Here is a 16,402-nt window from a genome sequence, read left to right on the forward strand (position 1 = left end):
TCATGAAGAATCTCTAATAAAAAGAATAAACAGCTATGATCGGTACAAGACCTTGCCCGCTTCCGATATTAACAGCAAGGTCAGTTTGCCGCCGGGAAGGATGGGTGCGCAACGCGATTTGCATTTTTGTAAAAGCAATGGGAAGAAACGATTTTGTTCCTTTTCCGAAAGAAGCTCCCATAGCTCACGGGCCAACGTAATCCGATTGATTCCATCCGCGGTCGCTTTCTCGCATCTCGCCTCTTTCGCCAAATCCTGAAGGAAGCCTTTGTTCATGACGCCTTTCTGGCTGTGCGTATCCAAAAAGCCTTCCGCCAGTTTCACCGCCTTACCGATCATGATGCCTAAGATAACCTGCTTGAAACCTAAATCGGCAGCGATCTTTAGCGTCTCTCCAATAAAGTTCCCGTAATGAACGAATGATTGTGGAGGCAGAGAGGCGTATAAGCTCCGAAGGTAGCGTTCACTCTTCGCCCCGGAATTAATCACCAACGTCTCGCAACCTATCGCCTTGGCGACACAGGCTTCTTTTCGTATCGAGGCAATAAAAGCGTCCGACGAGAAAGGACGTACGATCCCGGATGTCCCGATAATGGAGATTCCCCCGATAATTCCAAGTTTCGGATTGAAGGTGCGTTTCGCCAACTCTTCGCCACCGGGAACCGAGATCGTGACAATCGCGGCGGAATCGGGCGAGGGCAGGAGCGGGATCAGCTCTTGCCGGATCATCTTACGGGGAGTGGCGTTTATGGCCGGGCCGCCGATTTCCAGGCCAAGTCCCGGAAGGGTCACAGTTCCGACTCCTTCGCCTGCCTGAAAGATGATTCTTTCCGTATCGTCGCGACCGGACGCTTCGGGAACTAATCGAACGGTAGCCTGAATCCAGCTATGATTCGTCACGTCCGGATCATCCCCAGACTCCTTGATCACGGTACAGGTGGCGGAACATTCGGCCCACTCGGTATGGGCTACCGGCAACGTGATCGGTTCTCCCGCAGGTAATGTTATCCGGCTTTCCGTTTGTTCCTTTCGCGATAATAGGGCCGATAAAGCGGCTTTTGCGGCGGCAGTAGCGCAAGCTCCGGTCGTATATCCGCTTTTCAAGGGGAAGAATTCGGGCAACAGGCGTTCGATTTGTTTGCGCAAGCCGTATTCGCCATACACTCGGTAGAATGTTTCCGGTAAGACGGGACGCTTCACGACAAACACAGGTATTCCGAATTGGCGGGCAGCGTCCACCTTTTCCGTAAAATAACCAGAGGAACCACTTTCCTTCGTCAAGATCGCATCCGGATGGAGTCGCTCCAACAACCTTAACGCATCCTCGCCTTCCTGATAGAAAACCAACCGTTCACAAGGGAAACCTTGCTTCTCGGCCAAAGACAACGACTCTTCCCGTTCCAATATACGGAACCAGGTGGTATGCGATCGCCAATAAGGACGGAGCGGGGCAAGGGTGTTCACGCCACTTAAGGCAAGCAGCCGTTGGATGCTTTTGTTTTCCATTTGGCGGATCGCATCTTCATAACTGTCGCACCAAATCAAGTCCTCATCACGAGGTGGATACCGACGTTCGTAACGAATCACCGGAATCTGTAGACCGTTCGATACTTTCTCGATCGTTTGACGCAGCGCTTGAGCGAAAGGGTGTGCCGCGTCGATCAATAGCTTAATCGCGTGGTCTCGACAGAAACGCTCCATTTCCTCTGCGTTCATGGCTCCGGTCAAACGGATTCCATGAGCGCATTCAATGGATTGCGAAGCTCCTTTCGTCGAGTAGTAATAGATGACGGCTGCCTCGTCCGCTACCCGCACAGCCGCACGGCCCTCTGTCGTTCCTCCAAGAATCAGTATCATTACTTGCGGAAAAGATGTTTGAACTCATCCGCATATAAGCGGGATAGACCCTTGCGATTATCAATGGCATCCCCGACGACAAGCAATGTCGTCAGTGCCAGATGATTCTCTTTTACGATTTTTGCGAGATCTTTCAGTTGCCCGCGGTAGATACGCTCGTCTTTCCAAGTCAACTTGTAGCAGGCGGCTACCGGGGTGGTTGGTGCGTAGTGTTGCAATAACTCATCTTGAACCTTCTCCACGACACCAGCGCTTAAAAAGATACACATCGTACTTTGGCTTTGAGCCAGTTTGTGCAGCTGCTCTTTCTCTGGCATAGGCGTACGTCCTTCGCCGCGAGTGAGGATGATCGTTTGTACTTTCTCCGGGATCGTGAACTGAGAATAAAGAGCGGCGGCGGCGGCTTGGAAAGAGGAGATACCCGGAGTGATATGATAATCCATTCCGTATTGATCGAAGTAATTCATTTGCTCTTGAATAGCTCCATAGATGCATGGATCGCCCGTGTGCAAACGAACGACAAACAATCCTTTATCGTAAAACGTTTTCATCAAGGCAAACTGTTCTTCCAGATTCATATCCGCCGAGCTTCGCACCGTGGCGCCAGCCTTCGCACATAAGGTAAGTTCTTTCGGGACAAGGCTTCCGGCATACAGGATCAAATCCGCTTTCTCCAACATTTGCCGTCCGCGGATGGAGATCAAGTCCGGATCACCAGGACCGGCTCCTACGATCTCGATATGTCCTGTGCGGCAGGCCGCCCTATCGAACGCTACAGCGAAGGTATATTCATTCCCTTTCCCTAAATCCGCTTTTTGCTTCTCGACCCAAAGCGAACCGCCATGAGCCGCGTAAATGGCGGAAGCTTCCGATACACTAGGGGATTCGGTTACCGCCAAGACTTTCTCCGAGGGATTGGGCACCGGGATAGCTTTCAGCTCCTCCGACGTATACGTGTGGAAAGGGCATTCCATAACGTCATAAGCCAGTAATGTCAGCACCGGTTCGCATTTCTTCAGGTCGATTGTATTTACGTCCGCCAAGGCTTCCGGATATAGACGTTTATCACGCAATACCTCTTTAATATGTTCGTAAACGGCCGTAGGATCACCTTGCATATCCTTGCGGCAACCCATTCCCAGGTGAAGGACTTTCGGGATATAGGTGATCGTAGGGATGGAGGTATCGTATTGTTGGGGACTGACGATCATCAATAACTCATAGTCTTGCTGCGGGATCGCCTCGAAGGAATAAAAGATAGAGACATGAGACGGGGCTGTACGCTCCAAATAATCCGTTCCTTTGTCTCGTATATCAAGGAGTAACGCTGTCGGCTTCCCATTGACAAAAGTGGAGATGGCGGCATTGCTATCTTTGGCGATCAACGTCCAATCGTATTTCTTCCCTAACGTATCGAGCGCCCATAGGTTTACGTTGTCGCTTTGTGTCGTGATAATCGCCTCGGCTCCTAATAGGTTCGCTAATTCCTTAGAAAGATCGTTCGCTCCGCCGATATGTCCGGATAAGACCGGAATCACGTATTTGCCGGTACTGTCTATGCAAACCACGGCCGGATCGGTATGTTTATCTTCCGCGAAGGGAGCGATACAGCGTACGCAAATTCCCATCGCCCCTATAAATACCAAGCTACCGGATTCATGAAAAATCTCTTTTGAGAAAGAGCTGAATGGCAAGATCTTTGCCTCGGGATAAGCGGCAAGAATTTGCTCAGCAAGCACCCGGCTGCTATCAGATATTGAAATAATTGATATTGTACTCATAATTTGTAAATAACATGCACGGTAATTGTATTAAAGTCATCAATAGTGATACGGGTTTGAGCGGATATCCGAAGACCGGTTTGGCGGACGGCTTCCGCCAAAAGCGCTTTGCTCTCGTCGGATACGGAGTTGAAAACGATAACGCCGTTCTCTTTCATCTTTTGGGAAACTGCCATAAGAATCTCCACTAGTTTCCCACCATGTCCACCGATAAAGATAGCGTCCGGAGCCTCCAACGCTGATAAATCCGCCGATAAGAAATCTCCGATTATAGCCTCGATACCCGGCGCCCCGAAACGACGGCAATTCTCACGCATTAACTCTCGTCCCTCTTCCCGGATCTCAAAACTCGTGATATGCAAATGCGGGAACAGCAATTTAGCCTCGATCGAGACGGAACCCGTGCAAAAGCCGATATCCCAAAAACGTTCCCGGTTTCTCAGATCTAGCATGCTCAAAGATAGCAAACGGATCGGCATTTTGGTTATCATCTTCTCCCGTCCGTTCAAATGCTCGAAAGCAGAATCCGGCAGGCCGAATTTTCGGCAATGTCCATCACGCTCTTTCCGGAGAATCAAGCAATTCGGATGGGCAAAGCGATTCATCGTCGCGGCTTGTATACTGAATTGGCGGATGTTCTGCCCTTCGGCGTTCCCTAGCCGTTCTCCCACAAACATGGTATAATTATCATAGCCGTATTCCAGCATCCGGCAAGCGATGGCCGTAGGTGTATGTTCTCGATCCGTGAGCACGCCTATTTTAGCCGCGTTCTCGATCAAGGCGCGATCAAGCTCGTGCCAAGGCCGCCCGGTAAGGGAGACGATCCGCATATCGTGGTAAGGCATCAACAGGTTCTGCGCCAAGAGTTGCAAGGAGTTGAATGACGGGAACAGACGGATTCGCGCATCCGGCAATCGATTCTGAATCGTAACGGCGAATCCGAAAAACAGAGGATCCCCGGAAGCGAATACCACGATGCTTTCCCGGCCGTCGTACGAACGATAGCGATCGAAGACCTCGTCCAACGGGACTTTTATATCGATCCAGTCCGCCTCCTCGGGCAGGAGCGAACGTACGATCTCATGATGCCGCACACCTCCGGAGAACACCCGGTGGGACGAGATTATCGTCGATACCTCCGGCGGGAAGTATTGCCGCATATTATCATTCAGCCCTATGACATAAAATCGGTTCATACGTCTCTTCCCGGTTTTAATTGTTCCGCGTCATTAAAACAAAGGATAGCATTCACCAGCGTAGCCGCTAGATTACTACCTCCTTTACGACCCTCCACGATGAGCTTCGGTATACCGATAAAAGGCTTCACCATGTGTTTGGATTCTTGTACATGTACGAAACCTACCGGAGCTGCGATAATACCAGCTGGAGTGGCTTTACCTTTACGTATTAAGTCGCATAATTCCATAAGGGCGGTCGGGGCGTTCCCGAAGACAAACAGAGCGTTCGGATGCTCTTCCGCCGCTCGGCGAATACCGGCTTGGGTACGGGTAATTCCTTTGCTCGAAGCCATCTCAGCGACCCGCTCATCATGGAGGTAACATTTCACTTCGACACCCAGACGTTGCAAAGCACCCTTACGAATGCCGGAAGCGGCCATCGTGACATCGGTGATGATCGTACAAACTTCCCCGCGGCTGATCTTATTATATAATGTAGAGACAACGTCCGGGTCGGCATAAAGGATATTTTCCATATCGAAATCGGCCGTCGTATGAATGGCGTGGAGTAACGCCCATTTCTTATCCAACGGGATCTCTTGGTTTTTCAGCTCCTTCTCGATCGTACGGAAACTACGGATCATGATGTCCTGTCCGATGCTCGTATCCGTTTTCTTTTGCTTGATCTCGCCATAATATCCCCGAGGAGTGATCATGTGATTCCCGAAAAGATAGGTTTGCGAGTTTCCGATCAAGACTACCGTAAACATATCGATCCGCTCGGGATCCAGATCAGCGAGCGTAGTGACGAATACTTCTTGTTCCTCCCGCCCGGCCTGACGTACATAACCGACCGGAGTCTCCGGCTTGCGTTCTTGCAGGAACAATTCTTTTAAGCGATAGAGTTGCCAATAACGTCCCTCGCTTTTCGGATTATAGATCGCCGTAACAAAATCGGCCATGGCCGCCGCATGAATCCGCTTCTCGATCAGTTCCCAAGGAGTCATCAAGTCTGAGAGGGAAATCGCGCAGAAATCATGCCCGATAGGAGCGCCAAGCAAGGACGCAGCTTTCTGGAAAGCGCTGATGCCTGGATACGACTCGACCTCGATATCGCTTCCGGATTCTTTCTTCATCTCGTAAATCAGAGGAGTCATGCCATAAATACCGGCATCACCGGAACTGATCACGCAAACCGTTTTTCCCTCGTTTGCGTAAGCGAAAGCCAGCTCGGCACGCGCTTGCTCGCGTTTCATACCGGTATCTATGCATTTCGTTCCATCACGAAGTAAGTGGTTGATATAACGGAAATAATAGTTATATCCTACAATAACATCCGAGCTTTGGATAGCGCCCAAAACAGCAGGCGTTATATCGGCCTCGCTACCGGGTCCGATCCCGGCGACTATAATCTTGCCTTTATTCATTCAAACCTATTTTATAATACAATGTCCCCATATAACGTAATACAAATATACAGGCTTTACTTCTCTCTTCTTGCTTTTCGTCTAATATATTTATCGCGAGCCATACACCGGACAAGGAGACGAACAATGCCTCCCAGCACGATCCCCCACATCACGATGTTCCGTACGACCGGATGATCCACCAAGAATTTCAGATTCAAGCTATGCAATGCCGGATACATCCGGTGGTGCCAACGGGACGGGGTGTTCACATACCGGAATTGCCCGTTGCGGGGATCGATGTAATAACAGCTATTGTCCACGTCCTGAATGGATACTCACTCCTTTTCTATCGCATAAGCCTTTTTCTTCGCAAGGATATCGGTCATCTTATGCGTAGCCATAAAACGGGCATGCCGGATGAAGATGTCCTGGATGTCCGGATGCTGTCCCAGGCCTTCCATAAATAGGCTTACCTCGTAGCCTCTTTTTTCCAGCTCCTCTTTCCAATCGCCGGCGATATCGTTTTTCGCATGGTCTCCGGCGACAAACATAAAGGGCATCAACAGGACTTTTTTCATGCCATTTGCTTTGAGTTGGGCTTCCATCGCATCAAAAGAGGGATAGCCTTCGATGGTTCCTACGGAATAATGCTTGAATCCCTTCTCCTTCAACATATAATCCAACATAGCATATTGGGCTGTCGCCGGAGTGTAAGTGCCATGACCGACCAGTACGGTAGCGTCCTCTTTTGCCCCGTTTTTTGTGATGGCAGCGATGACCGCCTCATAATCTTCTACTGCGTACAACAGGGGATTACCGATTCGGATTTCCTTGAAAGAAGACTGCATGGCGGCAACCTCCCTACGCAAAGATTCCATCTCGAGGCCTTCGATTATATTCGTGGATTGGATCAAGATGTGCGTATAACCATCAACCTTTAACTTTTCCAAGGCTTCGATCGGGTTTAGTTTCTTTACACCACGAGCTTTCAAGCGGCGCATTACAATGCGAGAAGTCCATGCCTCACGCACCTCAACATCTTTAAATGCTTCTTTCGCTTTTTGATTGATCACATCGATTGTCAAGGCACGCGTATCATCATGGGTGGTTCCGAAATGTACCATCAACAAAGCGGGCTTGTCGCCCGGCTGCAAAGAGGCGAATAAATCGGACACTACAAAATTATCGCCATCGTGCGCACGACAAACCAGACTGATAATCAACAGGAAGAATGATAGTAAATGTTTCTCCATCATATGAATATATTAATAATTAGATTACATATCAATCCCGGGGAGACGACGCATTGTCTTGTCTCCAAAAACTCATAGATATAGGTGATAATCCTATCCGCTTAATTCCCTCTAACCCCGGGAGGAATTAATCATTACTTCGCTTGGCAGGTTTCCTGACTGGCTCAGAAAGCAACCTTCCCATCTTTCTTAAGACAGTGGCATAGCAGAACGCTTTCCTTTTCAAGAGCTTCACAGTAGCGGGCACTGTTCCGGGTTCTAACCGGATTCCCTTTTATAGAGCTGTCGGCAGACAAACTCCATCACCTAAGCGGTCGCAAATCTATATAAATAATCTCGAAAAGCAACAACATCTTTCAAAGACTTTTCAACCAATTCTTTCGCGGTCTCCATCGCGACGGGACGATTCTCTTCACTTACTTGAATAAATACATTTAGTCTAATCAATCATACTTCATAATTGTTTTAAAAATGTTGCATACTTGATCGAAATTCAGCGCGAATATACGCATAAAACCGTATATTTGTCATTCGAAACGTATAATTAGCAGCATGAAGGAATCTGTTCGTATTCTTCGTTTCGCCATTGTAGGTTCTTTAAACGCTTTGATCACCGCATTGGTAATCTGGATATTGATGGATGTTCTGGATTGTAATTACTTGTGGTCGAACATGGCTGGATATGTGGCTGCCTTGGTGAATAACTTCTTTTGGAGTAAATACTGGGTATTTTCTTCCGGGAAAGGTAATTTCTGGAAGGAAATGCCTTTATTCTTAATCGCTTTTGGTTGCGCTTACGCTACTCAATTCATATTCTTGCTTTTGATGGTGGAGGGGATCGGCCTAAATGAATATCTGGGTCAGTTCCTTGGGCTTTTCGTTTACGGAGCCGTTAATTTCACGATGAATAAGAAACTTACTTTCAAGAGCTAGAATCTCCAATAAAACATATCAAAGAAAATGGTATGGTACGCCGGTAGCGGCGAAGGTCAAAGCGACAGCTTGCGTAAGCCTTCGCCACTACCGGTATTGACCATCGGGACTAATCGTGCTGAATCGCTAACGGGTAAGGCTCGTAAACTGCTTCCCGAGTCTGTAAAGGTAGAAAGCCAGATGCGTGAAAGCGAATATGAATGAGATAATCAATAAGACTTTGCTCTCGCCCCATCCCGCGGTTTGCTGGTGCCAAAGCCCCGTAATCACGCAAAGCACGGATAGGGTGATACCGATCATATCCAACACAGTCTGTCCCGAGCGATGTTTCTGCATATGTTCCAGTACGCTATGCTTGATACCATAGCAAACATATATATCCAGACCGATTAACATCCATAACACCAAACGAATCCATGTATCAGCCGGGAGAAAAAGCATCATCACCAGACAAGTTATGATACCGGAGATAGGGACGAACGGGACCAACGGGGTCTTGAAAGACCGGGGAGCGTCCGGCATAGTCTTACGGACAATCAATACCCCGGCGCAAACCAGCGTGAAGGCGAACAAAGTTCCGATACTGCACATCTCACCCGCTACGCTCGCCGGGACGAAAGCGGCCAATGTGCCGACCAATAACATAAACAGAAGATTGCTTCGCGCCGGCGTGCGGAATTTCTCATGAATATGGGAAAAGAGGGGAGGTAGCAGTCCGTCCCGGCTCATACTCAAGAATACGCGACTCTGTCCTAATAACGTTACCATGATAACCGAGCAATATCCCAGTAAAATAGCTACCACGATCGCACGGTTCATCCAAGGGTAATCCGGACGGATCACACCGGAAGCATCCATTTGCCCCATATGATCGATGGCGATTGCCACGGGAGCGATTCCATTCTGACCGGCAAACGCCGAGTAATGTACGACTCCGGTCATCACGTGGGCGAACAACATATATAATAGGGTACAAACTGCCAATGACATCAAGATCCCGATCGGCATATCGCGTTTCGGGTTCTTGGTTTCCTGCGCCGCCGTACTTACGGCGTCGAAACCAAGGAAAGCGAAGAATACGATAGCCGCCCCTCGTAGGATACCGGAGAAACCAAATTCGCCTAAAGTCCCTGTATTGGCGGGGATATAAGGCGTATAATTCTCCATACGGATATATTTCCATCCCAAGACTACGAACACCAAGACTACGGAGACTTTCAAGAATACGATGATCCCATTGAAGATAGAACTGCCTTCCGTCCCTCGTATCAACAAAATACTCATTAACACTACGATCACGAAAGCCGGGATATTCACGATACCGCCATCCAAAGGACAAGCCGTCAAGGCTTGCGGTAGATGCACTCCGAATCCTTCCAGGAAAACGACCAAATACCGGCTCCAACTTATGCTAACAGTCGTAGCGGCCACGCAGTACTCGAGCACCAAATCCCAACCGATAATCCAAGCGACCAACTCACCCATCGTGGCGTACGAGTAGGTGTATGCGCTGCCTGCCACCGGGATCATGGACGCGAACTCGGCGTAACATAACCCGGCGAAACAACAGCCCAAGGCGGCGATAGCGAAAGATAAAGTAATGGCAGGCCCCGTATACCCGGCGGCCACCGCACCCGTAATGGAGAACAGTCCGGCGCCGATAATAACGCCGACGCCTAAGGCGATCAAACTCCACGGGCCAAGGACACGCTTCAGCGATTTGCTGCCCGAATCATTTGCCTCGGTCATCAAATCCGCTAAAGGCTTCTTAATAAATAAACCCATCTGTATTAGATTAAAAAATTAGTAACCGGGCGCAAATTTAGATAAAAACCGTGGGATTCTACACTGGCAGAATAGCGATTTTTATATGACGGCATGAAAGGTAAGGTATGAAAGGACGGCAGTTCCACCCCTGCAGTTTGGTCTCCGGAAATACCACACTTCAGCATCCCAAATGCCACATTTCAGCATTCCAAATGCCACATTTCAGCATCCCAAATGCCACACTTTAGTATCCCAAATGCCATATTTCAGCCTTCAGCTACATCCAGAACCATTCGACATACCTCCCGGCGCAATGTAAGCCTGTCGCAGATTAGATTGCGAAAGTTGCGATGCCCCGCATAGCCGATCCTAATTCCGTATCGGCAATCGTTCCCAAAGCCATTCAGGGATCAGTCTCCAGAAAAAGACAAGGATAGCGTATTTCCAATCGATGATCGCCCTTCTCTTTTTCCGGTCTATAGCGTTAACGATACGTAGGGCGGCGTATTGGAGAGACATCAGCATAGGATAATTCCTGCCGTCTTTCAATAAATCCGTACAGACAAATCCCGGACGGATATCCGTAAATAAAATGGGCTGTTTCTCCATACGGGAAAGTTGGGCTAAAGCGTCTATATAAATATTTTGGTATCGTTTGGTAGCCGAGTAGGAGGGAGCGACACCTAATCCTTTGGTTCCGGCAATAGAGCTGATTACAGATATATGCCCGCCACCTTGACTGGAAAAATAATGATAGGCAGCTAGTACCATGCGTGTAAACCCTGTCACGTTCGTTTGTATCGTAGCGTGTTCAATGGAAATGTCTAAATATTTATTCTGGTTGCCGATTCCTGAACTAAGCAGGAACATATCCATTCCTCCCAAATCACGAATCAGCTCTTCTAAACGATCAACGGCATCCTCGGCGGTCACGTCCAACTGCTTTATCTGGATATGTCCCGGATCTTGCTTACGAAACTCCTCCAAACGATCAACCCGACGACCAGCCAATCCTAGTTCATATCCTCGTTTCCAATAAATCTTAGCGACCTCGTAGCCAATACCGGAGGTAGCGCCAATAATGATAATTCGTTTGATCATAATGCTTGATGCCATAAATTAATAATAAAGATAAATTAAATTCTCATGCTATGTCTGCTGCAACCAGCCTTGCAGTGTAGTGGATTATAGTAACAAACGGCTAAAATAGCATAAAATCCCTTGCAATCCCCATCTGTTTCATTATATTTGCTACAATTTATAACTTATATAAAATAAAACGTTATGTCAGTAAAATCTTATATCGAATCCAATAAGGATCGCTTTCTTGATGAATTGTTCTCTTTAATCCGTATTCCGTCAATCAGCGCCAAGCATGAGAACAAACCGGACATGTTGGCATGCGCCCGACGTTGGACAGAGGTGCTGCTGTCTTCCGGCGCGGACAAGTCCGAGGTAATGCCTACGAAAGGCAATCCTGTCGTATACGCCGAGAAAAGGGTATCTCCCAATGCTCCGACCGTATTGGTTTACGCTCATTATGATGTAATGCCCGCCGAACCTTTGGAATTGTGGAAGAGTGAACCTTTCGAGCCGGTGATCCGGGACGGACGCATTTGGGCCCGTGGAGCAGATGATGATAAGGGACAAGGTATGATTCAAGTAAAAGGTTTTGAGACCGCAATTAAAGAAGGCTTGTTACAGTGTAACGTAAAGTTTATTTTCGAAGGAGAGGAGGAGATAGGTTCTCCTAGTTTGGAAGATTTTTGCCGGGAACATAAAGAATTATTGAAAGCGGATGTAATCCTCGTTTCCGATACAAGCATGGTCGGTGCCGAAACACCGTCACTCACGACAGGCTTACGCGGCTTGTCTTATTGGGAAATAGAAGTAACCGGGCCGAACCGCGATTTGCATTCCGGTCATTTTGGCGGAGCCGTAGCGAATCCGATCAATGTACTTTGCAAATTGATGGCAGATATCACCGATGCGGATGGACGCATCACGATCCCCGGTTTTTATGACGACGTGGAGGATGTATCTCCCGCGGAACGGGAGATGATCGCCCAAATCCCATTCGACGAGGGAAAATATAAGAAAGCGATCGGGGTAGACGCTCTTTTCGGAGAGAAAGGCTATTCTACGCTAGAACGCAATAGCTGCCGGCCTTCTTTCGATATCTGTGGTATTTGGGGCGGATATACGGGGGAAGGAAGCAAAACGGTATTGCCTTCAAAGGCTTATGCTAAAGTTTCCACTCGTTTGGTTCCACATCAGGATCACGCCAAGATCTCCCAGATGTTTGAGGAGTATATAGCTCGTGTGACCCCACCTTATGTCAAAGTGAAAGTCACGCCCAGCCATGGTGGGCAAGGATATGTTTGTCCGATCGACTTACCAGCTTATCAAGCGGCAGAAAAGGCTGTTGGTATCGCATTTGGGAAGAAGCCATTGGCGGTCCGTCGCGGAGGTAGCATTCCTATTATCTCTACATTCGAGCAGGTATTAGGAATCAAGACCGTACTGATGGGATTCGGCTTGGAGCAAAACGCGATCCATTCTCCCAACGAGAGTCAGGAATTGGATATCTTCTTTAAGGGAATCGAATCGGTAGCGGAATTTTACCGTTTATATAAATGAGAAGGAAGGAGATGAGTCTATTAATAGAGAATGTCCTGTTTAACGATAAAACGATTGACATCTATATCGAGGGAAAAGAGATCAAGCAAATAGGAACGAGACTATCTTTTCCTGCCGATAAGGTGTTGGATGGAAGCCGTAAAGCCGTCATTCCCGGTTTCGTGAACGCTCATACACATGCCGCCATGACTTTGTTCCGCGGTTTCGGTGATGATATGCCGCTTATGCCATGGCTTGAGCAGAAGATCTGGCCAAATGAAGCGAAAATGACCCGTGAGGATGTATATTGGGGAGCGAAATTAGCGTGCTTGGAAATGATAAAAAGTGGCACGACCACTTTCTTCGACATGTATCAACGCCCTCGTGTCACGGCCGATGTGACAGAGGAGATGGGATTGCGAGGTATCATAGCCGGCGTTTGCTTCGACGGTTTTGATAAGGAAGAGACGGAGAAATGCAAACGCTATAACGAGCGACTGATCCAAAATGTGGAGAACTACAGCAAACGGGTTCGCTTCTCGATCGGACCACACGCCATCTATACCGTTTCCGGTGAGCTTCTGAGATGGGCGCATCAGTTCGCTATGGAACATCAAATTCCGATCCATCTGCATCTGGCAGAGACAGAAGGGGAAGTGAAAGACTCTGTCGATAGATTCGGACTCACTCCTGTACGTTATTTAGATAAGCTAGGAGTGCTTTCTCCACGCTTGATCATCGCTCATGGAATCTACATCGATGATGACGAGCTCCGTATGCTGGCTGATCATGAGGTGAAAGTCGTACATAACCCGGCCTCAAACATGAAACTGGCTTCCGGTATTCATTTCAAGTTCAAGGAAATGCGTCAATCGGGTATCACCGTGGGATTGGGGACGGACGGTTGTTCCTCTTCCAATAACTTGGATATGATCGAGGCGATGAAGCTGGCTTCCTTATTAGGGAAAGCTTGGCGGAAAGATCCCGAAGCCTTGACCGCGAATGAGATGCTGCAAGCCGCTACAGCGGAAGGCGCCACTATGTTCGGTTTAAAAGCCGGGCAGATCAAGGAGGGATATTTAGCCGATCTATGTTTGATCGATCTCAATACCCCCGCTTTTACTCCGAACTTCAATTTTGTCTCTAATCTAGTATACGCTGCCAACGGTAGTTGCGTGGATACCGTTATCTGTGATGGTAAAATATTGATGGAGAATAAGAAGGTACCGGGAGAGGACGAGATTATGGAGAAAGCGGCAGAGATAGCTTATAACTTGATGAAACGTTAAATTGATTAAATATGGAAATGATTAAAACCGAACAATACCGTGAAGCGGCCGCCAATTTAGCTGGCCGGATCAAAGGTAATCCGGAGACTGCCATTGTCCTCGGTAGTGGCTTAGGTTCTTTAGCCGATCAAATAACAGACCCCATAGTGATACCTTATGCGGAGATCCCACATTTTATGAAATCTACCGCTACCGGGCATAAGGGGAATTTTATTTGTGGCAAACTAGGGGATAAGCAAGTCTTGGCTATGCAAGGCCGTTTTCATTACTATGAGGGTTACACGATGCAACAGGTGACTTTTCCCATACGTGTAATGAAACTCTTAGGGATCAAGAACCTTTTGGTCTCGAACGCCGCCGGAGGTATCAATGATACATTCAAGGTAGGCGATCTGATGATCATCCAGGATCATATCAATATGATGCCGAACCCGCTGATCGGTCTGAACAATGAGGATTTTGGCACTCGTTTCCCGGATATGACCCGTGCTTATGATCGTGAATTTATCCGCTATGTGGAAGAAATAGCCGCCTCCCGATCTATCCCGTTAAAGAAAGGTGTATATGTAGGTTTGACAGGTCCTTCCTTCGAGACTCCTTCCGAGTATGCTTTCTATGGAAAAGTCGGTGGAGATGCGATTGGCATGAGTACGGTACCGGAAGTAATCGTGGCACGTCACGCAGGCTTGCGTGTATTCGGCATGTCTGTCATCACGAACGAGGGCTATCATTTCGCTGATGACTTCGTAAATGATGGTACCGATGTTATCGTTGCGGCTAATAAAGCTGCATCCGTTATGACACAACTATTTACGGAATTGATCAAAAAAATCTAATAAAAAGTAGTGCGAAGGCTTGGTGGTTTCAATGAAATCACTACCTTTGCACCCGCGATTGAGAGTAAAGCGGTTGCGTGTGCGGAAGTAGCTCAGTTGGTAGAGCATAACCTTGCCAAGGTTAGGGTCGCGGGTTCGAGTCCCGTCTTCCGCTCTTTCACGTATTGATTGCCCAGGTGGCGGAATTGGTAGACGCGCTCGTTTCAGGTGCGAGTGGTTTTGCGATCGTGCAGGTTCGAGTCCTGTTCTGGGCACCCTTCCAAAATGCGCAGGTGGTGGAATTGGTAGACACGCTACTTTGAGGGGGTAGTGCCGGTTACGGCGTGTGAGTTCAAGTCTCATCCTGCGTACAATACTTTTTAAAGTATTGATATTTAAATAGTTATTCATATATAAATTCAAAAGTACACAGCTAAAGTACACAGCTAAAGTACACAAAAAGGATTGATATATGAATAATTTTACATTTAGTACACCGAGGATCTGCGACTGCGGAGGCGATTTAAGCAAGCAATGGTATATCTATTTCCGAGCTAAGGATGAGAGTACTGGAGACACCAAACAATTCCGCTATAAGCTAGGGATAAATAGGTTCAAGAAGAAACGTGAGCGGCAAGAGGCGGCCAAAGCAGCCTTGGTTACGGTTATATCCATGCTGGAGGATGAGGGTTGGAACCCTTTTGAGCAGAAATGCGAGAACGAGCGAAGGACTCTATTGGTCTCATTGGGGGATATGCTAAATATAAAATCCTGCTCACTAAGGAAGAGAAGTGTCGAGATATACAGCAATGCCTTGAAATTTTTCGGTATATGGTGCAAGGATATGGGGTATGATACATTTGAACCTTCTGGATTTACGAAAATACATGCCCTAGAATATGTGGATTATCTCAAGACGAAGCGTAATTTCTCCGGGAAGACTTGCAATAATACGGTCAGCTACTTGAAAACGCTTTTCTTCATGTTGGTAGAGAGAGAGCAGATCGCCACAAACCCGTTCTGCGCAGTAAAGAAATCAAAGGAGGAAAAAGGAAAGAACGTCGCCTTTACCTCTCGTGAGGCAGAGATGGCCATTGCATATATGCGTGACCATGACATAAGGCTTTATTATGCCACTCAATTCGTTCGGTACGCTTTTATCCGGAGAACTGAGCTCATGTATCTTAAGGTAGGATGCGTGGATTTGCGGAACCATACGATTACCATACCATCCAACGTCTCTAAAACCGGTACCCAAGATTCCATTACCATACCAAGATCGCTTGAGAGTATTATAATGGAGATGGGATTAGATAAGGCCAATCCTGATTTTTATATTTTTGGGAAAGATATGGAGACGTGCGCTAAAAGAATGTAAGCGTCCAAGCACAGCCTGAGTAAAACCGACTACATTCGCGGCTGTAACATTAATCTTGATAAATTATGTATTACAGCAACGAAGATTTTGAAAACTTTTACATTCGCTACAAGGCGGAGGGTC

General features: G+C 47.7%; 13 protein-coding genes, 3 tRNA genes, 1 pseudogene and 1 riboswitch. Of the genes and pseudogenes, 8 read left to right on the forward strand and 9 right to left on the reverse strand.

Going from position 1 to position 16,402, the window contains the following annotated elements:
- Positions 1-33 precede the first annotated feature (33 nt).
- From cbiD to G7Y39_RS10135, 7 genes and pseudogenes are all read right to left on the reverse strand, one after another.
- Positions 34-1,857 (reverse strand): cobalt-precorrin-5B (C(1))-methyltransferase CbiD, encoded by a 1,824-nt coding sequence (cbiD, locus tag G7Y39_RS10105; protein WP_165157364.1) that lies wholly within the window; start codon positions 1,855-1,857, stop codon positions 34-36.
- On the reverse strand, positions 1,857-3,638 hold the full coding sequence (gene cobM, locus G7Y39_RS10110) for a precorrin-4 C(11)-methyltransferase (RefSeq protein WP_165157365.1): 1,782 nt from the start codon (positions 3,636-3,638) through the stop codon (positions 1,857-1,859). Before cobM ends, cbiD begins: the two co-directional genes overlap by 1 nt.
- Complete coding sequence (gene cbiE, locus G7Y39_RS10115) at positions 3,635-4,834, reverse strand: precorrin-6y C5,15-methyltransferase (decarboxylating) subunit CbiE (protein WP_165157366.1); 1,200 nt, start codon at positions 4,832-4,834, stop codon at positions 3,635-3,637. Before cbiE ends, cobM begins: the two co-directional genes overlap by 4 nt.
- The gene (cobJ, locus tag G7Y39_RS10120) at positions 4,831-6,243 is read right to left on the reverse strand and encodes a precorrin-3B C(17)-methyltransferase (RefSeq protein WP_165157367.1); all 1,413 of its coding nucleotides are present in this window, start codon (positions 6,241-6,243) and stop codon (positions 4,831-4,833) included. Before cobJ ends, cbiE begins: the two co-directional genes overlap by 4 nt.
- 56 nt (positions 6,244-6,299) lie before the next feature.
- Positions 6,300-6,545 (reverse strand): hypothetical protein, encoded by a 246-nt coding sequence (locus G7Y39_RS10125; protein ID WP_241159997.1) that lies wholly within the window; start codon positions 6,543-6,545, stop codon positions 6,300-6,302.
- A 15-nt stretch (positions 6,546-6,560) separates the two neighbouring features.
- The gene (locus G7Y39_RS10130; protein WP_165157374.1) at positions 6,561-7,478 is read right to left on the reverse strand and encodes a sirohydrochlorin cobaltochelatase; all 918 of its coding nucleotides are present in this window, start codon (positions 7,476-7,478) and stop codon (positions 6,561-6,563) included.
- A gap of 127 nt (positions 7,479-7,605) precedes the next feature.
- Positions 7,606-7,803: riboswitch (cobalamin riboswitch) on the reverse strand.
- Positions 7,804-7,829: 26 nt separating this feature from the next.
- A pseudogene (locus G7Y39_RS10135) lies at positions 7,830-7,925 on the reverse strand (antibiotic biosynthesis monooxygenase); the annotation flags it as partial.
- Positions 7,926-8,030: 105 nt separating this feature from the next.
- Between G7Y39_RS10135 and G7Y39_RS10140 the strand changes: the two are divergent.
- Complete coding sequence (locus G7Y39_RS10140) at positions 8,031-8,411, forward strand: GtrA family protein (protein ID WP_165157368.1); 381 nt, start codon at positions 8,031-8,033, stop codon at positions 8,409-8,411.
- A 126-nt stretch (positions 8,412-8,537) separates the two neighbouring features.
- Here G7Y39_RS10140 and G7Y39_RS10145 read toward each other — a convergent pair whose 3' ends face one another.
- Positions 8,538-10,196, reverse strand: coding sequence for an amino acid permease (locus G7Y39_RS10145; protein WP_165157369.1), 1,659 nt, complete (start codon positions 10,194-10,196; stop codon positions 8,538-8,540).
- 351 nt (positions 10,197-10,547) lie between these two features.
- Positions 10,548-11,279 (reverse strand): SDR family NAD(P)-dependent oxidoreductase, encoded by a 732-nt coding sequence (locus G7Y39_RS10150; RefSeq protein ID WP_165157375.1) that lies wholly within the window; start codon positions 11,277-11,279, stop codon positions 10,548-10,550.
- A 183-nt stretch (positions 11,280-11,462) separates the two neighbouring features.
- Here G7Y39_RS10150 and G7Y39_RS10155 point away from each other — a divergent pair, with 183 nt between their 5' ends.
- From G7Y39_RS10155 to G7Y39_RS10185, 7 genes are all read left to right on the forward strand, one after another.
- Entirely contained in the window at positions 11,463-12,818 is a 1,356-nt protein-coding gene (locus tag G7Y39_RS10155) for a dipeptidase (protein ID WP_165157370.1), read from the forward strand.
- An 11-nt stretch (positions 12,819-12,829) separates the two neighbouring features.
- Positions 12,830-14,086, forward strand: coding sequence for an amidohydrolase (locus G7Y39_RS10160; RefSeq protein WP_165157371.1), 1,257 nt, complete (start codon positions 12,830-12,832; stop codon positions 14,084-14,086).
- An 11-nt stretch (positions 14,087-14,097) separates the two neighbouring features.
- Positions 14,098-14,922 carry a purine nucleoside phosphorylase I, inosine and guanosine-specific gene (locus tag G7Y39_RS10165; protein ID WP_165157372.1) on the forward strand — a complete coding sequence of 275 codons (825 nt, stop codon included), beginning with the start codon at positions 14,098-14,100 and terminating at the stop codon, positions 14,920-14,922.
- Between the two features lie 81 nt (positions 14,923-15,003).
- Positions 15,004-15,076 (forward strand) — tRNA-Gly (locus G7Y39_RS10170).
- Positions 15,077-15,092: 16 nt separating this feature from the next.
- A tRNA-Leu gene (locus tag G7Y39_RS10175) sits at positions 15,093-15,176 on the forward strand.
- A gap of 12 nt (positions 15,177-15,188) precedes the next feature.
- Positions 15,189-15,272, forward strand: a tRNA-Leu gene (locus tag G7Y39_RS10180).
- Positions 15,273-15,373: 101 nt separating this feature from the next.
- Positions 15,374-16,279, forward strand: a complete 906-nt coding sequence (locus G7Y39_RS10185) for a phage integrase N-terminal SAM-like domain-containing protein (RefSeq protein ID WP_165157373.1) — start codon at positions 15,374-15,376, stop codon at positions 16,277-16,279.
- Positions 16,280-16,402 lie beyond the last annotated feature (123 nt).

The sequence above is a fragment of the Parabacteroides sp. ZJ-118 genome (assembly GCF_011038785.1).
In the GTDB taxonomy this organism is placed as follows: domain Bacteria; phylum Bacteroidota; class Bacteroidia; order Bacteroidales; family Tannerellaceae; genus Parabacteroides.